16 protein-coding genes and 1 pseudogene are annotated in these 19,606 nt (G+C 71.1%); 12 read left to right on the top strand and 5 right to left on the bottom strand.

The window, feature by feature from the left end:
- Positions 1-126 precede the first annotated feature (126 nt).
- Positions 127-1,587, top strand: a complete 1,461-nt coding sequence (locus ACQP2O_RS44750) for a hypothetical protein (RefSeq protein ID WP_433175419.1) — start codon at positions 127-129, stop codon at positions 1,585-1,587.
- On the opposite strand, the gene ACQP2O_RS44745 is transcribed toward ACQP2O_RS44750, so the two are convergent.
- Genes ACQP2O_RS44745 through ACQP2O_RS44735 form a run of 3 tightly spaced genes read right to left on the bottom strand, consistent with a single transcriptional unit; the run spans position 1,520 to position 3,338 of the window.
- Positions 1,520-2,032: a hypothetical protein gene (locus ACQP2O_RS44745; RefSeq protein WP_433175418.1), complete on the bottom strand. Its 513-nt coding sequence runs from the start codon at positions 2,030-2,032 to the stop codon at positions 1,520-1,522. The two genes, ACQP2O_RS44750 and ACQP2O_RS44745, sit on opposite strands and share 68 nt — an antisense overlap.
- Before the next feature lie 26 nt (positions 2,033-2,058).
- Positions 2,059-2,697 carry a hypothetical protein gene (locus ACQP2O_RS44740; protein ID WP_433175417.1) on the bottom strand — a complete coding sequence of 213 codons (639 nt, stop codon included), beginning with the start codon at positions 2,695-2,697 and terminating at the stop codon, positions 2,059-2,061.
- Positions 2,694-3,338, bottom strand: coding sequence for a hypothetical protein (locus ACQP2O_RS44735; RefSeq protein ID WP_433175416.1), 645 nt, complete (start codon positions 3,336-3,338; stop codon positions 2,694-2,696). The genes ACQP2O_RS44740 and ACQP2O_RS44735 overlap by 4 nt, the downstream gene beginning before the upstream one ends.
- A gap of 109 nt (positions 3,339-3,447) precedes the next feature.
- On the opposite strand from ACQP2O_RS44735, the gene thrC reads away from it, so the two are divergent.
- The 6 genes from thrC (at position 3,448) to ACQP2O_RS44705 (ending at position 12,880) form a co-directional block, all read left to right on the top strand.
- The gene (thrC, locus tag ACQP2O_RS44730; protein WP_433175415.1) at positions 3,448-4,488 is read left to right on the top strand and encodes a threonine synthase; all 1,041 of its coding nucleotides are present in this window, start codon (positions 3,448-3,450) and stop codon (positions 4,486-4,488) included.
- A 20-nt stretch (positions 4,489-4,508) separates the two neighbouring features.
- Entirely contained in the window at positions 4,509-5,423 is a 915-nt protein-coding gene (thrB, locus tag ACQP2O_RS44725; RefSeq protein WP_433175414.1) for a homoserine kinase, read from the top strand.
- Positions 5,424-5,759: 336 nt separating this feature from the next.
- Entirely contained in the window at positions 5,760-7,769 is a 2,010-nt protein-coding gene (rho, locus tag ACQP2O_RS44720; RefSeq protein ID WP_433175413.1) for a transcription termination factor Rho, read from the top strand.
- A 212-nt stretch (positions 7,770-7,981) separates the two neighbouring features.
- Positions 7,982-9,223, top strand: a complete 1,242-nt coding sequence (locus ACQP2O_RS44715; protein WP_433175412.1) for a sensor histidine kinase — start codon at positions 7,982-7,984, stop codon at positions 9,221-9,223.
- 77 nt (positions 9,224-9,300) lie between these two features.
- On the top strand, positions 9,301-9,948 hold the full coding sequence (locus ACQP2O_RS44710) for a response regulator transcription factor (protein ID WP_433175411.1): 648 nt from the start codon (positions 9,301-9,303) through the stop codon (positions 9,946-9,948).
- Between the two features lie 79 nt (positions 9,949-10,027).
- Positions 10,028-12,880: a DUF4429 domain-containing protein gene (locus ACQP2O_RS44705; protein WP_433175410.1), complete on the top strand. Its 2,853-nt coding sequence runs from the start codon at positions 10,028-10,030 to the stop codon at positions 12,878-12,880.
- 20 nt (positions 12,881-12,900) lie between these two features.
- Here ACQP2O_RS44705 and ACQP2O_RS44700 read toward each other — a convergent pair whose 3' ends face one another.
- Both ACQP2O_RS44700 and ACQP2O_RS44695 read right to left on the bottom strand, forming a co-directional pair.
- A complete protein-coding gene (locus tag ACQP2O_RS44700; RefSeq protein WP_433175409.1) occupies positions 12,901-13,548 on the bottom strand; it encodes a LuxR C-terminal-related transcriptional regulator in 648 nt (215 codons plus the stop codon).
- Positions 13,549-13,573: 25 nt separating this feature from the next.
- The gene (locus ACQP2O_RS44695) at positions 13,574-14,836 is read right to left on the bottom strand and encodes a sensor histidine kinase (RefSeq protein ID WP_433175407.1); all 1,263 of its coding nucleotides are present in this window, start codon (positions 14,834-14,836) and stop codon (positions 13,574-13,576) included.
- 227 nt (positions 14,837-15,063) lie between these two features.
- Between ACQP2O_RS44695 and ACQP2O_RS44690 the strand changes: the two genes are divergently transcribed.
- The 5 genes and pseudogenes from ACQP2O_RS44690 to ACQP2O_RS44670 all read left to right on the top strand — a co-directional run.
- Positions 15,064-16,098, top strand: coding sequence for a fatty acid desaturase family protein (locus ACQP2O_RS44690; RefSeq protein WP_433175406.1), 1,035 nt, complete (start codon positions 15,064-15,066; stop codon positions 16,096-16,098).
- 123 nt (positions 16,099-16,221) lie between these two features.
- The gene (rpmE, locus tag ACQP2O_RS44685) at positions 16,222-16,449 is read left to right on the top strand and encodes a 50S ribosomal protein L31 (protein ID WP_345360043.1); all 228 of its coding nucleotides are present in this window, start codon (positions 16,222-16,224) and stop codon (positions 16,447-16,449) included.
- 87 nt (positions 16,450-16,536) lie between these two features.
- Complete coding sequence (gene prfA / locus ACQP2O_RS44680; protein WP_433175405.1) at positions 16,537-17,592, top strand: peptide chain release factor 1; 1,056 nt, start codon at positions 16,537-16,539, stop codon at positions 17,590-17,592.
- Positions 17,589-18,452: a peptide chain release factor N(5)-glutamine methyltransferase gene (gene prmC, locus ACQP2O_RS44675; protein WP_433175404.1), complete on the top strand. Its 864-nt coding sequence runs from the start codon at positions 17,589-17,591 to the stop codon at positions 18,450-18,452. The genes prfA and prmC overlap by 4 nt, the downstream gene beginning before the upstream one ends.
- Before the next feature lie 49 nt (positions 18,453-18,501).
- Positions 18,502-19,269 (top strand): annotated as a pseudogene (locus tag ACQP2O_RS44670) (L-threonylcarbamoyladenylate synthase); the annotation flags it as partial.
- Between the last annotated feature and the right edge of the window lie 337 nt (positions 19,270-19,606).

The following is a 19,606-nucleotide window of genomic DNA, read 5'->3' as shown; positions in this document are numbered from 1 at the left end:
GTGGCGAGTGAGAAGGGCGAGCGAGTCAGCGAGCACGAGTGAGCCCGCCGCGGCGAGCGAGTTAACAAGCACGAATAAAGCACGAAGAAACCGGCTGGCGGCCGAGCGCCCACTAGCATGCGGGCGATGGCCGCCTCCGCCGTACCCGCCGACGAAGCCGCCGATCCGACCCCGCCCGCCGGCGGAGTGCTCGAGATCGCGCTGCTGCCGGTGTCGGCGATCCGGCTCGCTGGGAGATTCTTCGTACCGCTGGCCATCTGGTTCAGTGCCGGGGCGATCGTCCGCTACCTGCTGATCCAGGGCATCTCGCACCTCGGCCGCGGCAGCCACGGCGGCCTGCGGCACGCGGCCGTGCTGTTGCCGCTCAGTGTGGCCGTGCTGGCCTCGCTCATGGTCGCGATCGGGATGCTGTTCACGCTCGGCCGCGGCCTGTCGGTGATCAAGGATCCGGACGAGCCGTACATCGCCGCGATCGGCCGGACGCTGTTTCCATTCGTGCTCGTCTACCTGGGCTGGAACCTCTACACCACGGATCTTCGCGACGTGCTGCGGGCCGACGCCCAGCGGCTCGTGACCGTCGGCGATGAGATGAACGCCGGGTACATCCTCGAGCTGCCGATCCTGGTCTGCCTCGCGGTCGCGGTGGTCGCGTGGGGGCTGCGGGTGCTGTGCGAACGCCGGTACGAGGCGCGCCACGGCCGCATCATGGGCGTCCTCACCGCGTTCTTCGAGGTGAACTTCACCCTTTATGCCTTGTACTCGGTCATGCAGCTCGTGCTGAGGGCGAAGCGCTGGCTCGCGGACCGGGTCTTCTGGCAGGCGATCACCCACGTCGTCCACGTGCCGGGTCCCGGCCCGGTCAAGGACGCTCTCGTACTGCCGCTGGTGTGGCTCGCCATCGCGGCGATCGTGTACGGCCTGGAGATGGACGGTAGGGAGACGATCCGGGGGACTCCGCTGGAACGGTTGCCCGATCGCCTCGAGGGCCGGCGCCTGCGGCTGGCGGAGGTGGCCAGCCGGAACCTGCGGGAGAAGTACGTGCCGGTCGTACACGCGGTGCGGCTGGCGCACCGGGCGGGCGCGCCGGTGTTCGCCTGGTTCTGCCTCTGCTACGTGGCGATCGGCGCGCTGCTGGACCCGCTGCAGCGGGGCGTGATCGCGCTCATCGGCACCGACCACACCGTACGGTTCTGGAACCTCGTGCTGGTGCCAGTGGAGTTCGGGCACCGCATGGCCGGGGAGATCCTCCGGCTGGCCCTGCTGGCGGCGACGTTCGATCTCGTGATGCGCCGCGTCAACGGCCGAACACCGGCTTCGGAGCCCTCAGCGTCGGAGGGCGTCGGCGATGGGGCACCGGTTCCGGACCGCTCGGCGTCGGAGAGTGTCGGCGATGGAGCACCGGTTCCGGAGGGCTCGGCGTCGGAGGGCGCCAGCGATGGGACACCGGCTCCGGGCCGCTCAGCGTCGGAGGGTGTCAGCGATGGGACACCGACTCCGGACCGCTCAGTGTCGGAGGGCGTCAGCGACGGAACACCAGCTCCGGACCGCCCAGCGCCGACGACAGATCCTCATGCTGGTGACGCATGACCAGCTCGAACGTCCCGACCGCCCAGTCGGGCACCAGCCCCATCACGTAGGCGGGGTCCTTGCCGCCCTGGATGATCGTGGTGTGCCATTGGAAGGCGCTCCAGCGGTGGCCGGCGTGGTCGCGCAGCGAGTAGTCGATCTCGAAGTCGCGCGGGTTCTTGGTGAGTGGCTCGGCCCGCAGCGTGGCCAGCACGAGCGTCTCGCCAGGGCGTTGCGGCCACCCGATGCCCTCGGCCGGCAGATCGCCGGGCTTGAGCACGGCCCGGCCGTACCCGAGCAGGGTCCAGCGGATCTGCTGGAAGACCGCCGGACTCCCGGGCCCCACCGTCCGGGTGTGCGTGGCGGGCACGTCCTTGCGGTAGTACGTCCACTCTTGGCGGAACGGCAGGTAGATCGCCGTGCCCATGAGCGCGAGCAGCGCGACGATCGGGGCCACGCGCTTCACGACGGCGATGATCCGGGCAGGGCGCCTCACGACGGCTCCGGGACCGAGTAGCCGGCGGCCGCCGTGCGGGTGAGCCGGGCGGCCTCGCGCGTGTCGAGTCCGAGGTCGACGTGCACCTCGTCGGCGAACCGTCGCGGGTCGTTGCGGTAGAAGCCGAACTGCGCCTCTTCGGCGTCGTGGTCGCTGACATAGAACCGCGCGCCGGCCACGGCCTCGCGTGGCACGTCGAAGACGTAGGCGCCCCGGCGCGGCATCCCCGGCTGGAAGCGCACGTAACTCAGCGGCGTGACGACCGGCTGGGACAGTCCGCCTCCGCCGCCGAACTTATCGGTCGGGGAGTAGTCGCCGTACCGGGTGTGCAGCCGGGCCTGCCCGGCGTAGATCGGGGAGCGCCGGGCCTCGACGGTGGCGATCACGACGATGAACACGCCGTTCGCGGGGATCTCCTGGGCCTTTGAGTACGAGGTCCCCGGGACGTAGATCGTGCGGGCCGACTCGACGGGCTCCACCCGGATCGTGAACAGCGGCTCGGTGACGACCTGGCCGACCCGCCCGTTCTTCACGAACGGGCCGTACGCCCGCGTGTAGCTCCAGTGCGCGCCCTGCAGCGCCACCGCCGCGCAGGCGAGCCCCACGGCGAGGAGCGCGGACAGGGCCTTCCTCACTGTTTCACCTTCACCGGCAGGGTCACGTTGGCGACCAGTACGGGGATGATGTGGGTGACCCGGCCGGACTTGTGCGTCAGCGGGTCCGTCTCGTACCTCGTCTCGTATCCGCGGGACTTCCACACCCAGTAGCCGCGCGGGTCGAGGAGGCCGGACTCGGTGTACTGGTAGTCCGCCAGAGCCACCGTCACATGATCCGGTACTCGGGCGCCAGACGCCAGTTCGTACTGCACGGCGACGTACGTGGGCAGCCGCAGCTGCAGGGCCCGGAAGAGCGTGTCCCCGGCGATGCCCTGGGCGTCCACCTGCTTCGGGCGAGGACCGTTCTGGGTCCTCCAGTACAGGAACATCCCGTGCGCGAACACCTCGTCGTTCAGGCCGTACGTCCCCTGTGTCTCGCGGGTCGGGTTGGTCACCCAGGCGTTGACCACCAGCATCCGCGTGGTCTTGCCGAACTTCTTGATCGTGGCGACATGGGCGCCGACGAGTTTCGTCCGGAACAGGTGCTGGTCGACCTCTTTGCCCGGCGCGACACGCGCGGGGGTATCGGCCGGGTCGAGGCCGCCGGTGGCCCACAGGGCGCCGACGGCGATCAGGACGGCGGCCGCGGCATAGCCGGCGACGCGTGCTCGGGGGTGCACGGGCCATGATGGTAATCGCAGGAATGCGTCCAGGATGTGGAATGGCGTCGAGACGCACGGTCCTCGGCCCGTAGACTCGCTGGACGACAGCGCAGGTCAGGAGGAATTCGTGAGTAGGGCATGGCGTGGCGTCATAGAGGAGTATCGCGATCGGCTCCCCGTGACGGCCGGGACGCCGGTCGTCACCCTTCTGGAGGGTGGCACGCCCCTGCTCCCCGCGACGCGGGTGTCGCAGCTCACCGGCTGCGACGTGTACCTCAAGGTCGAGGGTGCCAACCCGACCGGTTCGTTCAAGGACCGGGGCATGACGATGGCGATCAGCAAGGCCGCCGAGGAAGGCGCCAAGGCGGTCATCTGCGCCTCGACCGGTAACACCTCCGCGTCGGCCGCCGCGTACGCCGTGCGCGCCGGGATGGTCTGTGCGGTGCTCGTGCCGCGCGGCAAGATCGCGATGGGCAAGCTCGCGCAGGCGCTGGTGCACGGCGCCAAGCTGCTGCAGATCGACGGTAACTTCGACGACTGCCTCGAGCTCGCCCGCAAGCTCGCCGTCGACTATCCGGTGGCGCTGGTCAACTCGGTGAACAAGTTCCGGCTGCACGGCCAGAAGACCGCCGCCTTCGAGATCATCGACGCGCTCGGCGAGGCCCCGGACGTGCACTGCCTTCCCGTCGGCAACGCCGGAAACATCAGTGCGTACTGGATGGGCTACCGCGAGTCCGACGCGCGTCCGCGCATGCTGGGCTTCCAGGCGGCCGGCGCCGCGCCGATCGTTCGCGGGGAGCCGGTCGCGTCGCCGCAGACGATCGCGACGGCGATCCGCATCGGCAACCCCGCCTCCTGGGACCTCGCGCTCAAGGCGCGCGACGAGTCCGGGGGAGCGATCGAGGCCGTCACCGACCGGCAGATCCTGGCCGCCTACCGCCTGCTCGCCCGCGAGGAGGGCGTGTTCGTGGAGCCGGCGTCGGCGGCGAGTGTCGCCGGGCTGCTGCAGGCCCGCGACGAGGGTCTCGTACGGCCGGGGGAGCGCGTCGTCTGCACGGTCACCGGAAACGGTCTCAAGGACCCCGACTGGGCCATCTCGGGCGCGCCCGCGCCCATCACGGTCCCGGTCGACGCGCACGCGGCCGCGTCCGCGCTGGAGCTCGCTTGACGGCGCGGGCCGTCCCGCCCGTGGCAGTGCGTGTGCGGGCACCCGCGACCAGCGCGAACCTCGGTCCCGGCTTCGACGCCCTGGGCCTGGCACTCACCCTGTACGACGACGTCGAGGTCGAACGGACCGACTCCGGCCTCTGGATCGACGTCACGGGTGAGGGCGAGGAGACCGCCAAACGCGGCGAACAGCACCTCATCGTCCGTACGTTCCGGGAGGCGTACGCCCTCATCGGCGGGGCGCCGCCGCACGGGCTGCGGATCCGCTGCGTCAACCGCATCCCGCACGCGCGCGGCCTCGGATCATCCTCGGCGGCGACGGTCGTCGGCATCCTCGCCGCCCGCGCCCTGCACCCGGAGGGCGCGCGGTTCACCGACGCGGACGTCCTGGCCCTGGCCACGCGGATCGAGGGCCACCCGGACAACGTCGCGCCGTGTCTCATGGGCGGGCTGACCATCGCGTGGAACACCGCTGCCGGGCCCCGTACGGCCAGGCTGGACGTCGTGGCGGGCGTACGGCCGGTGGCGTTCGTGCCCGAGCACCGGCTCGCCACCGAGCGCGCTCGCGGCCTGCTCCCGGAGAGCGTGCCGCACGCGGACGCCGCAGCCAACTCCGGTCGTGCCGCGCTCCTGATCGCCGCGCTCACCGGCCGCCCAGAGCTCCTGCTGGACGCCACCGAGGACCGGCTGCACCAGGCGTACCGCGCCCCGGCCATGCCGGAGTCGGCCGCGCTGGTGGACCGGCTGCGCGCCCGCGGCGTGCCTGCGGTGATCTCGGGAGCCGGGCCGACCGTCCTTGCGTTCGTCTCCGATGGCGAGGGAGATTCGATCGCCTCGGAAGTGGGTACTTCGTGGCACATACACCCGCTGAACGTTGACCCCCACGGCGCATGCGTTCAGCCGATCGATCAGGAAACGCGAGTCTCCGGGGAATAGCAGTGTGCCCAGGTGATGTTAGGCTAAGTGCCGCACCAGATGCCCCGCTCGGGGGCGTGGGCTCGTCAGCCACTCCGGCTTACGTCGGCCGTGTGATGCGGATGTGGTTCCCCGGCAACGAAACCGCTCGTTGTTCAGCGTTCAATCAAAACTACGGACGTATCGGGATCGGGGATCTCTCTCGAGAACCTGCCCCCATCATCTGGATGTGGCCGAAACTCTGCGGCGATCACATGGAGATCTGCAGAGCTCGACTGATCCGGCGCCCCCGCCGGTTCGCACGACCGGGTTGCCTGGCCGACGGCGGCCACACCCGCTCCCTGGGAAGGACCCTTAGTGAGCGAATCCACCGAACTCCTCTCGGACGCAGCAGCGGCGACGGCAAGTGACGCCGCGCCCGCCGAGAAGGCTGCTCCGCGGCGCCGCCGCTCGGGCACGGGCCTGTCGGCGATGGTGCTGCCTGAGCTGAAGGCGCTGGCCTCGAGCCTCGGGATCAGCGGTACGGGCGGAATGCGGAAGAGCCAGCTCATCGCCGCCATCCAAGAGCGGCAGGCGCAGAACGCCGGAGGCGGTGACCCGGCGCCCGCCGCCAAGAGCGACGGCGAGACCCCCGCCGCGCAGGACACCACCGCGGCCCCCACCGCCCCCGCTGCGGAGCGGAAGCCACAGCGCGAGCGCTCCGCCCGGCGCGAAGAGGCGCCTGCGGCCGCGCAGCAGGAACAGCAGGAGATCAAGGTCGAGGCCGACCCGGTCGGCGACGCCGCGGCGCGGGACAACGCCGGCCGCGAGGGCGGCCAGCAGCGTCAGCGCCAGCGCGGCAACCGCAACCGCGACGGCCAGGGCCAGCGCGATGAAGGCCGCGGCCAGCGCGACGACAACCGCCAGCGCGACGACAATCGCGGCCAGCGGGACGACAACCGGGGCCAGCGCGAGGACAACCGCGCGGCGCGGGACGACAACCGGGGCCAGCGCGAGGACAACCGCGCGGCGCGGGACGACAACCGGGGCCAGCGTGGCGACGACCGCGGCCAGCGGGACGACAACCGCGGCCAGCGTGGCGACGACCGCGGGCAGCGCGGCCCGAACCAGCGTCAGCAGAACGACTCCGACGACGAGGACGGCGGCGGCCGGCGTCGGCGCGGCCGGTTCCGCGAGCGCAACCGCGGCCGTGGTGGCCGTGAGCGTTTCGGTGACTCCGAGCCCACGATCAGCGAGGACGACGTCCTCATCCCGGTCTCCGGCATCCTCGACATCCGGGACAACTACGCGTTCGTGCGGACCACCGGCTACCTGCCCGGCCCGCAGGACGTGTACGTCTCCCTCGCTCAGGTCCGCAAGAACGGCCTGCGCAAGGGCGACGTGATCACCGGTGCCGTGCGCCAGCCCCGCGAGGGCGAGCGCCGGGAGAAGTTCAACGCGCTCGTCCGCCTCGACACCGTCAACGGAATGGAGCCGGAGCAGGCCAAGGGCCGCGTCGACTTCTCCAAGCTGACCCCGCTGTACCCGCAGGAGCGGCTGCGCCTCGAGAGCGAGCCGGGCCAGCTCACCACGCGGATCATCGACCTGGTCAGCCCCATCGGCAAGGGCCAGCGCGGTCTGATCGTCTCGCCGCCGAAGGCCGGTAAGACGATGGTGCTGCAGGCGATCGCCAACGCGATCACCAAGAACAACCCCGAGTGCCACCTCATGGTCGTCCTCGTCGACGAGCGGCCGGAAGAGGTCACCGACATGCAGCGGTCGGTGAAGGGCGAGGTCATCCACTCGACCTTCGACCGCCCCGCAGACGACCACACGATGGTCGCCGAGCTGGCGATCGAGCGGGCCAAGCGGCTCGTCGAGCTGGGCCACGACGTCGTCGTGCTGCTCGACTCGATCACCCGCCTCGGCCGCGCCTACAACCTCGCGGCCCCGGCCAGCGGCCGGATCCTGTCCGGTGGTGTGGACTCCACGGCGCTGTACCCGCCGAAGCGGTTCTTCGGCGCCGCCCGCAACATCGAGAACGGCGGCTCGCTGACGATCCTGGCCACCGCGCTGATCGAGACCGGCTCGCGGATGGACGAGGTCATCTTCGAGGAGTTCAAGGGCACCGGCAACATGGAGGTCCGCCTCCGCCGCGAGCTCGCCGACAAGCGCGTGTTCCCGGCGATCGACGTCGACGCCTCCAGCACCCGTAAGGAAGAGATCCTGCTGGCTCCGGAGGAGCTGCGGATCGTCTGGCAGCTCCGCCGGGTGCTGCACGCCCTCGACACCCAGCAGGCGCTGGAGCTCCTCATCGAGAAGATGAAGGAGACCAAGTCGAACGCCGAGTTCCTGCTGCAGGTCCAGAAGACCACGCTGAACGACTGACGCGCGGCAGACCGACGCCCCGGAGGCCCACCCTCCGGGGCGTCGTCGTGTCCAGGGTGGGGATAGCCCTACCCGCCGAAGGCTGGAATGCTCCATGGCGGGACGCCCCGCCGTTCAGGAGGCTTGACCCGTACGCACAGTCGGCAGGAGGGATCCCGGTGAACGGCACCGTCGATACGTCGTCGTCGCGGCGATTCGGTCCAGTGCGGGTCGTGAAGGACTCGCTGACCTGGCGGTCGGCCGCCTACCTGCTCCTCCACTTCCCGTTGGGGCTGGCCTACTTCGTGGGCCTCGTCGTGCTCCTGTCGGTCTCGACCGGGACCGTCGTGATCTGGGTGGGCTTCGTCGGTCTCGCCCTGACCATGATCCTCTGGCGCGGCGCGGCCATGCTGGAGCGGCGGCTCGCGTACCTCGCCTTCGGCGTGCGGATTCCGAGCCCGTACCGCGCGTTGCCGGAGGGCGGCCTGCTGCGCAAGTGGAAGGCGATGGCCGCCGACCCGGCGACCTGGAAGGACCTGGTCTACCTGTTCCTGGCCTTCCCGATCGGCCTGGCCGAGTTCGTCATGTCGATGGTCCTGTGGACGACGGCGCTGTCGCTGATCACGATGCCCGCCTGGATCCTCGCGGACCACGGCGGGTACCCGTACATCACGGTCGGATCCCACGAGATCTGGCTGGACAATCCGATCACGACCCTGCCGGCGGTGCCGGTGGGGCTGACGGTCGCCCTCGTCGCGATGTACGCCGTCCGGGCCGTCGGCGCGGCGCACGGGGCCATCGCCCGGTACCTCCTCGGACCGAACGAGACCCAGGCGCTGCGGGCCCGTACGGCGCAGCTGCAGGCCAGCCGGGCGCGCGGGGTGGACGCCGCCGAGGCCGAGCGCCGCCGGATCGAGCGGGACCTGCACGACGGCGCTCAGCAGCAGCTGCTGGCCGTCGCCATGGACCTCGGCCGCGCCCGCGCCAAGCTGGAGACCGACCCGGTGGCCGCTCAGGAACTGATCCAGCAGGCGCATGCGGGCGCCAAGGAGGCCATCGCCGAGCTGCGCAACCTTGCGCGGGGCATCTATCCGGCGATCCTCACCGACCGTGGGCTGGACGCCGCGATCTCCGCGGTCGCGGCCCGCACCCAGGTCCCCGTCGAGGTGGAGATCGACCTGCCGACCAGGCCGCCCGCGGCCGTCGAGAGCATCGCGTACTTCATCGTCTCCGAGGCGCTCACCAACACGGCGAAGTACGCCCGCGCGACGCAGGCGTACGTGCGCATCACCCGCGACCAGAACTGGGTCGTCGTCGAGGTCTCCGACAACGGCGTCGGCGGGGCGACCGCCGCGCCCGGCGGTGGGCTCGCCGGCCTGGCGGACCGCGCCGCCGGCATCGACGGGATCCTGACGGTGAACAGTCCCGCCGGCGGACCGACGGTGATCCGCGCGGACCTGCCCTGCGTCTGGTGACCGGGTGAGGCCGAGCGTCGTACCCGGCGGCTGAGCGGTCGGGGCCCGGCACGCTCGTTTTCCCGTACGCTGAACCCGTGCGGGTGGTGATCGCTGAAGACGCGGTAATGCTGCGCGAGGGGCTGATCCGCCTGCTCGCCGACGAGGACATCGAGACGGTCGCGACGGCCGGTGACGGCCCAGGGCTGGTCGGGATCGTCGAGGAGCACCGTCCCGACCTCGCCATCGTCGACGTCCGGATGCCGCCGTCGTTCACCGACGAGGGCCTGCGGGCGGCGCTCGAGGCGCGGAAGCGGGTGCCGGGCACGCCGATCCTGGTCTTCTCGCAGTACGTCGAGGAGCGCTACGCGACGGACCTCATCGGCGACGGCGCGGAGGGCGTCGGCTATCTCCTGAAGGAGCGGGTCGCGGACCTGGCGGAGTTCATCGACGCCGTACGCCGGGTCGCGGACGGCGGCACGGTCATCGATTCCGAGGTGATCGCGCAATTGCTGGGGCGGCGGCGCCGGGGCGACCGCCTGGAGTCGCTGACGCCGCGCGAGCGGGAGGTGCTCGGCCTGATGGCGGAGGGCCTGTCGAACGCCGCGGTGGCCCGGCGGCTCTACGTCACCGACGGCGCGGTCGAGAAGCACATCTCCAACATCTTCCTCAAGCTCGACCTGCAGCACACCGACACCACCCACCGCCGCGTGAAGGCCGTGCTCGCCTACCTCGGAGAGAGCTGATCCGGACGGCCGGTGCGATTGCACGCGAAACATGCGGGCGCTGCGGTGAAATGTCGCTGATGTTGCTAATGTCCGCTATGTGACTACGGGGTTGCGGGGGATCGACGCCGAGCTGGCGTTCGATGGGCGGCAGTGCCGCATGAACTTTTCACCCTCCTCCGGCGGCTGGCTGCGCCGTCGGCTGGGATGGCTTGCCTTTCCGGTGACCGCGCTGGCCGGCGTCCAGGTGATGCCTCCGGGCCGGCGGCGGGAGGGACGGCTGACGCTCCTCCTGCGGGAGGGCGCGGACCCGTTCTACGCGGTGGCCGGAGCGATGATCTCGGCCGACGACCACCCCTTTTTCGTCGAGTTCCCGCCGGAGAGCGAGGCGGACGCGCGACGGCTCGCGGAGGCGTTGCACGCGGCCGTCCTGTCCACGGGTACGGCCCAGGCCGCCGCGAGCGAGTTCATGATCGAGGCGCGCTGGCCGGCGGCGGTCGAGACCCACGACGGCAGCGGTCACTTCGACGGTCAGAACGTCCGGCTGACCTGGAGGACGGGCGGCGAGGGCCGGACCATCCCGCTGGCGGCCCTCGACGCGGTCACCGTGGTGCCGGGCCGGGGCAGGGGAGGCGACCTCCTCTGGTTCCGCGCCGTCGGCGAGCAGTACGACGTCGTTCCCGACCGTGAGCGCTGCCTGTCCTTCGCGGCCGAGCGCGCCGACGCGCTCCTGTTCGCCGCGGGCGTCGCGACCGCGCTGCGCAGCCGGCGCCTGGAGATGACCGCCCCGCCGGTCGAGGGCGGCCTTCCGCACGGGCTGTCCGGCCCCGGGCGGCCCGGTGGCGCCGGCGTCGTCCTGCACGGGCTGCACGGACGGGCCGAGTTCGACGGCGCCGGCGTGCTCGTGACCAGCCAGGGCATGAGCCGCAAGATCCCGCTGCCCGCCATCGACCAGGTCGAACTCGTCGAGGCGAACGGCGGTGTCGGCTACGTACGCGTCCGGCTCGCCGGCGCGGCCGCCGCGTCCGCCCCCGACCCCGCCCTGGACGTCGACGCGGTGCTGCACAACAACGACCCGGCGGCGCTGGAGTTCACGCTGCAGGTGACCCGGGCGCTGCAGGGCGTGACCCGCGCCCCCGACCCCGAACTGCTGCACGCCGCCGGCCTGCGCCCGGACATCGGCGAGGCGCTGGCCCGGGCCGGCGCGCGCGTCCGCGCCATGGTGCGTGAGCTGGCGGCGCTGTCGGCGGCCCTGGAACCCGGCGAGACGGTGCGGGAGATCGAGCTGGCCGTGGGCCGGCGCGTCCTCGTCTTCTTCCTCACCGACCGGCACCTGCTCAGCTTCGGCCCCGACGACGACCTCGGCGGCCACACGGCGGTCCCGCTGCACGAGTTCGCCGACGTCCGCGCGACCTGGAACGAGACACACGAGGGGAACCTGGTGTGGATCGCCGCCGAGGACGGCGACGAGCTGCCCTTCCACGGCATCTACAACCCGGTCCGCTTCCAGCAGACCTTCCGTGCCCTCCGGTTCGGCACCTACGGACCACAGGAGCCGGCCGCGCCGTCACCCGCCCACGCCGCGGCACCCGCGTCGGCGCTCCCGATGGCTCCCACGCCCCCTGTGCCGCCGCAGGGGCCGGCACATCGGCCCGACGTCGAGGCCGCCCTGAGCCGGACGTCGAGCGACATGAACCCGTTCCAGCGCGAGCTGGCCGCGCTGCTCGGCGCTCTCGACGGAGGCGAGCCCGTCAAGGAGGTCGAACCCGGACGGTGGGGCGGCAGACCGGGGCTGCTGGCGCTCACCGACCGGCGCATCGTCTTCTCGGACCAAGAGCGCGGCGTCAACGCGCTCGCCTTCACCGACATCGACTACGTCGGCTGCGACAGCGACTATGACGGCCGGCCGGGCAAGCTGACCGTCGAGGACAACGACTACGACACGATCGAGTTCACCTGGCTGCGCGAGCCCGAACGGTTCAGGTACGCCATCGACGCCATGCGGCAGTGCCCGCCGGAGCGGATTCCGGCACCCGCCGGCGTCTCGCCGGACGACGTCCTGCGGCGGCCGGACGTCGCCGCGGCGCTGTCCCGTTCGCGGGCCGGCGCCCGGCCCGACGCACACCAGGTCCGTCTGCTCGCCGCCGGGTTCGAGCACGGTGATCAGGTCTATGAGCTGGAATCGGCGCTGTTCGCCGGCGAGAGCGGCCTGCTCGCGCTGACCGGACGTGCGCTGGTGTTCGCCGGGCCCGGCGGGCTGCGGCGGGTTCCGCTCACCGAGGTCGCAGGCGTGGAGCACTTCGACTGGAACCGCCGGGACGGCGAGGACCTGCACCTGGAGCTCGGGCACGACCGACAGGACCTGGTCTTCCGGCTGCACGGCGGTGAGCGGTTCGAGACGGCGATCGGCACCATCCTCTCCGGCTCGCCCGTACGGCCGGCACCGGCCGGTCCGGGAGCGGCGGGTCCGGGAGATTTGTACGCGCTGGAGCCGACCGGTCGGGGAGCGGCGGGCCCGGGAGGTTCGTACGCGGCGGGGTCGGCGGGTCCGGGCGGCCCGTACGCGGCGAGGCCGGAGATCGGGATTCCCGAGATTCGCGAATGGGTCCGCGGGCTAACCGAGGTCACCGCCCGGATCTCCCAGCTCGCCGACGCGCACAAGAACGGGCTGCTGACCGAGGCGGAGGTGAGCGCCAAGTACGCGGGGGCCTTGGCCGACGGCGAGCGGCTCGAGGCGGCCATCCACGCGTACCTCGCCGGAACGCCGGTGTGGCCCGACGAGGTACGCCACCCTGGACAGCGCACGGCCGTCGGCAAAGACGAGGTCCGCGCCTGGGCGATCCGCATCGGCGGCATGGCCGACAGACTGGGCGACCTGATCCGGCTCCGTGAGGAGGGACTGCTCACGGCTGAGGAGTTCGCCGCCAAGTGCGCGGAGCTGCGGCGTCGCTGAGCCGGGCCGGACGACCTCGCTCAGGAGTCGCCCAGGAAGGCCAGCACGGCGAGGACGCGCCGGTTGTCGTCGTCGGAGGGCACCAGGTCCAGCTTGGCGAAGATGTTCGACGTGTGCTTGGCGACGGCCCGCTCGGTGACGACGAGGCGCTGGGCGATCGCCGCGTTGGACCGGCCCTCGGCCATCAGCTCCAGCACCTCGCGCTCGCGGGGCGTCAGCCCGCCGAGCGGCTGGTTCCGCGAGTTGCGGGCGAGCAGCTGGGAGATCACCTGCGGATCCATCGCGGTGCCGCCCGCTGCCACCCGGCGTACGGCGTCGACGAACTGGTCGGCGTCGAACACCCGGTCCTTGAGCAGGTAGCCGACGCCGCCGCTGCCGTCGGCGAGGAGCTCCCGCGCGTACAGCTGCTCGACGTGCTGGGACAGGACGAGCACGGGCAGGCCCGGGACCTTCTGCCGGGCGTACAGCGCCGCCTGCAGTCCCTCGTCGGTGAAGGACGGCGGCAGGCGCACGTCGACCACGGCCACGTCGGGCTTGATCGACACCAGGGCCCGGGTCAGCTCCGGTCCGTTGTCGACGGCCGCGGCGATCTCGAAGCCGTACGCCTCGAGCATCCGGATCAGGCCGTCGCGCAGGAGGAACAGGTCCTCCGCGATGACGACCCGCATCACATTCCCTCTCGGCGGATCGAGGTCAGGGGGAGGACAGGACGCACGGCAACTCCATCGTGACCATCGTCGGGCCGCCCACGGGACTGTTGAGGGCGAGGACACCGTCGAATGTACCGAGCCGCCGCTCGATTCCGCGCAGTCCCGTGCCGCCGGACAGGTCCGCGCCGCCCTGGCCGTCATCGGTGATCACTATCCGCAGCCGGTCGGCCTCGTGCCGTATGTCGATCCAGACGCGCTGGGCGCCGGAGTGCTTGGCAGCGTTGGTGAGCACCTCGGAGACGGCGAAGTACGCGGCGGACTCCACCGGCGCCTCGAGTCGGCCCGGGAGCTCCACCGTGACCTCGGTATGCAGCGGGCTCGCCATGGCCAGTGCGCGCACGGCGTCGCCGAGACCGCGCTCGGCCAGCACCGGGGGATGGATGCCCCGCACCAGGTCTCGCAGCTCGGTGAGGGCCTTGGAAGACGACTCGCGCGCCTCCGCCAGCAGCCTGCGAGCCTTCTCCGGGTCGCGCTCCATCAGGTGCTCGATGGCGCCCAGGCTCATGCCCATGGCGACCAGCCGCGCCTGCGCGCCGTCGTGCAGATCGCGCTCGATCCGCCGCAGCTCGGCCGCCTGCGTGTCGAGGGCGTCGGAGCGGGTCTCGGTCAGGTGCGCGACCCGCAGCTCCAGCTCCCGTTCCCGCGTCGGCGCGAGCAGCCCACGTGCGAGGACGGAGCTCGCGCGCATGACCTGTGGGGCGAGCAGCAGTCCGATCGCGCAGTACACGACGCCGAGCAGGGCCGCCTTGTTCGCGGTGTCCTGGTTCACGACGTGGATGAAGGTGTACCAGTCGCCGCCGCCCGCGTGGGCGATCGGCTTCCAGACGCCGGCCGCGAGCACCCAGCCGTACGGGCCGTACCACGGAAGGGCGAAGGCGAAGATCCCCATCGCGAAGCCGGCCGTCGCGTCCACGATCAGCCACAGCACGTCCCGCCAGGTCGCCGGGTCGGACACGATCCAGCGGTACCGCTGCACGACGCCGATCGGCCCGCGGCGGAAGCGCGGCTTGGGCTTGTACGGCGACTTGATCTCCACGCCGAACCAGTCGTACGCCAGTCGCCGCCGCAGGTTCGCATAACCCCGTACGGCGGCGGTCACCACCGGAACCAGGAAGATCCCGAGGCCGGGGATCGACAGCGCGAACGACACGACGAAGAACACGAACAACACCAGCGAGCCGAGCATCGCCAGCAACGCCAGTGCGAACCCCCGTACGACCGCGAGCACGGCGGCACCGATCTTCATGTTCCCTCCCGAGCAACCCTCATCATTCACCGTCGAGCGTGCCGGGGGGAGACGTTCCGGTCACTAGGCCTGTGGACCGGGCAATGGTGGTGCCAGCACCACTCTTTACCGGGGGCATACCTCCGGCCTCATAGGGTGCTCACCGGCTGGGAGCGGCGTTGGTGGGTTCATAGCGTGTCGTGACAGTCAGTACTGTACGAACCCCACGAACGCGAGGAGACTCCCGCATGCCCGAGACCGCCACCATGCCCAGGGGCGACTTCGCGCCGTTGATCCAGGAGGTGCGCGCCGCCGGTCTGCTGGACCGGCGCATCCGGCGCTACACCTTCACGGTGGGGCTCGACCTGCTGTTGTACGGCGCGTCGTTCGCCCTGATCGTCCTTGTCGGCGACTCCTGGTGGCAGCTCGCGCTGGCCGTGCCCGCCGCCATCCTCACCACCCGCCTGTACTTCGTCGGGCACGACGCCGGTCACGGGCAGATCGCCGGCACCCGCCGTGTGAACAAGCTCATGGGCCTGCTGATCGGCAACCTCGGCCTCGGTCTCGGCTACGGCTGGTGGACCGACAAGCACAACCGGCACCACGCCAACCCCAACCACGTCGACAAGGACCCCGACGTCGGCGTCGGCGTGCTGGTCTGGACGGCCGAGCAGGCCGCGGACCGGCGCGGAGCCTTCATCCGATGGCTCACCCGCAACCAGGGACGGATGTTCTTCCCGCTGCTGCTCCTCGAAGGGTTCAACCTCAAGGTCTCCAGCGTCCAGTCCGTCATCGCGGCGGCGCGCGGCCGGTGCGGGGCACGGCAGCGGAAAATGGCGCTCCTCGAGATGGTGCTGCTGGCCCTGCACTTCGTCGGCTACCTCGGCCTCGTGTTCAGCGTGATGTCGCCGGGCAAGGCGGTCGCGTTCATCTTCGTCCACCAGGCGGTGCTCGGCGTCCACCTCGGCTGCTCGTTCGCCCCGAACCACAAGGGCATGCCGATGCCGGGCCCGGACGAGTGCTGGGACCACCTTCGCAAGCAGGTCCTCACCTCCCGGAACGTCCGCGGCGGCCTCCTCACCGACTGGTTCCTGGGCGGGCTGAACTACCAGATCGAACACCACCTGTTCCCCAGCATGCCGCGCCCGAACCTGCGCACCGCGCAGCCCCTCGTACGGGAGCACTGCGCGCGCCTCGGCCTCGCGTACACCGAGGAGGGCCTGATCGAGTCGTACACCCACGCGCTCGGCCACCTACAGGACGTCGGCGCCCCGCTGCGCTGAGGGAATGCCCGGTGGCCTCGGCATGTTGTCATCTCTGGCACACTGGTACGCGCTGTGGTACCGGTTCACATCCCTGAATTCCCTCTGGGATGACCCGGCGACCGCCTGAAGCGAGGAGAAGTAGTGAAGCCTGAGATCCACCCGGACTACGTCGTCACGACCGTGACGTGCACGTGCGGGAACACCTTCCAGACCCGTAGCACCGCGCAGAACGGCGTGATCCACGCCGACGTGTGCTCGAGCTGCCACCCGTTCTACACGGGCAAGCAGAAGATCCTCGACACTGGTGGTCGCGTGGCGCGCTTCGAGAAGCGCTTCGGCAAGAAGGCCGCGGGCGGCAACAAGAAGTAGGCCAGACCGCTGCGCCGGCCGGAGACGCATACTTCCGGCCGGCGTTACGGCTGTCTGCGACCGACTACGCCAACCCGAGGACCTGACGTGAATCTCGACGATCTGATCGGCGAATACGCCGACATCGAAAAGCGCCTCGCCGACCCGTCGGTGCACGCCGACCAGGCCGCGGCCCGCCGTCTGGGCAAGCGGTACGCCGAGCTGCGCCCGATCGTCGAGACCGGCCGTGACCTGCGGGCCGCCCAGGACGACGCGGCCGCCGCCCGCGAACTGGCCGCCGAGGACCCCGCCTTCGAGCAGGAGGCGGCCGACCTCGACAAGCGCATCGCCGAGCTCGAGGAGACGCTGCGGCGGCTGCTCGTGCCGCGGGACCCCAACGACGACAAGGACATCATCCTCGAGATCAAGGCCGGCGAGGGCGGCGAGGAGTCCGCGCTGTTCGCCGGCGATCTGCTGCGGATGTATCTCCGCTACGCCGAGCGCGCCGGCTGGAAGACCGAGATCATCGACGCCCAGCACTCCGACCTCGGCGGTTACAAGGACGTCACCGTGGCGGTGAAGTCCCGCGGGTCCGAGGACGGCGTCTGGGCGCGCCTGAAGTACGAGGGCGGCGTGCACCGCGTCCAGCGCGTCCCCGCCACCGAGTCGCAGGGCCGCATCCACACCAGCGCCGCGGGCGTGTTCGTCATGCCCGAGGCCGAGGACATCGACGTCCAGATCGACCCGAACGACCTGCGCATCGACGTGTTCCGCTCCAGCGGCCCCGGCGGCCAGAGCGTCAACACCACCGACTCGGCCGTCCGGATCACCCACATTCCCACCGGCATCGTCGTGTCCTGCCAGAACGAGAAGAGCCAGCTCCAGAACAAGGAGCAGGCGATGCGCATCCTGCGCGCCCGGATGCTCACCGTCGCCCAGGAGGAGGCCGAGGCCGCCGCGTCGGCCGAGCGCAAGAGCCAGGTGCGCACAGTCGACCGTTCCGAGCGGGTTCGCACCTACAACTTTCCGGAGAATCGCATCTCCGACCACCGCGTGGGCTACAAGGCATATAACCTCGACCAGGTACTCGACGGGGACCTGCACAACGTCACCCAGGCCCTCGTCGACGCCGACATGGAGCAAAGACTCGCCGAAGCCACATGACCCACTTGCTGTCCGACGAGATCGCCCGCGCGACGGCACGCCTGGCCGCCGCGGGGATTCCGTCCCCGCGTGCCGACGCCGAGGAGCTGGCGGCCTTCGTGCACGGCGTCAAACGTGCCGAGCTGCACACCGTGCCGGACTCCGCCTTCGACGCGCGGTTCTGGGAGGGCATCGCGCGGCGTGAGGCGGGCGAGCCCCTCCAGCACATCACCGGCCGGGCGTTCTTCCGCTACCTCGAGCTGAAGGTCGGACCGGGCGTCTTCGTCCCCCGCCCGGAGACCGAGGTCATGGCGGGCTGGGCCATCGACACGCTCCACAAGATGGACGTCGGCGACCCCCTCGTCGTCGACCTCGGCACCGGCTCGGCCGCGATCGCCCTGTCCATCGCCCAGGAGGTTCCCCGTGCCCGCGTCCACGCGGTCGAGAAGGACCCGAAGGCCTACGTCCACGCCGCCCGCAACGTCGAGGACCTAGACGAGCGCGGCCGCGTCCAACTGCACCTCGGCGACTTCGGCGACGCGCTGCACGAACTCGACGGCAAGGTCGACCTGGTCGTGAGCAACCCGCCGTACATCCCCATGTCAGAGTGGGAGTACGTCCCGGAGGACGTCCGCGACTTCGACCCGGCGGCGGCCCTGTGGGGCGGGGGAGACGACGGCCTCGACGCCATGCGCATCGTCGAGCACACCGCCCGGCGGCTGCTGCGCGCGGGCGGCTGGAGCGCGGTCGAGCACAGCGACCTCCAGGGCCATCCCGTCTACTGGATCTTCGCCGAGGAGCTCGGCTGGCGCGACGTCCGCAACCACAAGGACCTCACCGGCCGCGACCGCTTCGTCACCGCCCGCCTCGGGACGGACTGACCCGTGATCCGTGCCCGGGCAGGGGTGCGGCGGTGGAAGAATGGCGGGCGTGAGCCGACGATACGACTGCTCGGACCCGCTGGAGCGGACGAAAGGGATCGCGGACGCCGTCTCGGTGGTCCGCCGAGGTGAGCTGGTGGTGCTGCCCACCGACACGGTGTACGGCATCGGCGCCGACGCGTTCACGCCCTCGGCGGTGACCGGCCTCCTCGATGCCAAGGGCCGCGGCCGCGACATGCCCGCCCCCGTCCTGGTCGGATCGGTGCGCGCCGCGCAGGCCCTGGTCGACGACCTCGGCACGTACGGCCAGGACCTGATCGACGAGTTCTGGCCCGGCGCCCTGACGATCGTGTGTCGCGCCAACACCACCCTCGCGTGGGACCTCGGCGAGACCAAGGGCACCGTCGCGATCCGAATGCCGCTGCACGGGCTCACCCTGGAGCTGCTGAAGGAGACCGGCCCGATGGCCGTCAGCAGCGCCAACCGGTCCGGCGCCGCCCCGGCCCGCACGGCCGAGGAGGCGGAGACCCAGCTGGGCGACTCGGTCGAGGTCTACCTGGACGACGGCCCGAGCGGCGACGCCATGCCGTCGTCGATCGTCGACCTGACGGGCGCCGTGCCGCGCCTGCTGCGCGCGGGCGCCATTTCTGAGGAGCGCCTCCGCGAGGTCTGCGGCGTCCTGCTGAGCGACGAGGACGACGCGGAACCCGAGCCGGCAGACGCCGCGGCCCCTGAGAGCGCCGAGAAGAATGCTGAGGATGCGCAGGAGGCGCGTTCCGCCAGCGCCGAGGCCGAACCGCAGGCGGCTGACTCACCGGGTCGTACGGCCGCCGAGAAGGACACGCCGCCGACCGGCGACGACTCCACAGACGCCGCGAAGGCCGCTGAGGGCTCGCAGAACGGGCATTCGCCGACGGCCGAGGCGGATGTGAAGACCTCCGGCTCACCAGAGCGTACGGATGCCGACCAGGACGGACGTTCTGCGGCGGCCGAGGAGCAAGAGAAGACCCCTGGACCGACGAGTCGTACCAGCGTCGAGAACGACACGCCGCCCACCGATCGCTGACGCCCCCGCCCTTCCGGAATCCCGGGAGGGCGGCCGGCGGTGCCGCAGTAGTGTCCTGCGTCATCCGATCCGGCGGGTCGCTTCTGCC

It is taken from the genome of Actinoallomurus sp. CA-150999, assembly GCF_050942425.1.
Lineage (GTDB): Bacteria > Actinomycetota > Actinomycetes > Streptosporangiales > Streptosporangiaceae > Actinoallomurus.
Note: the sequence above shows the minus strand (reverse complement) of the source record. Positions and strands in the feature narration are given on the sequence as shown.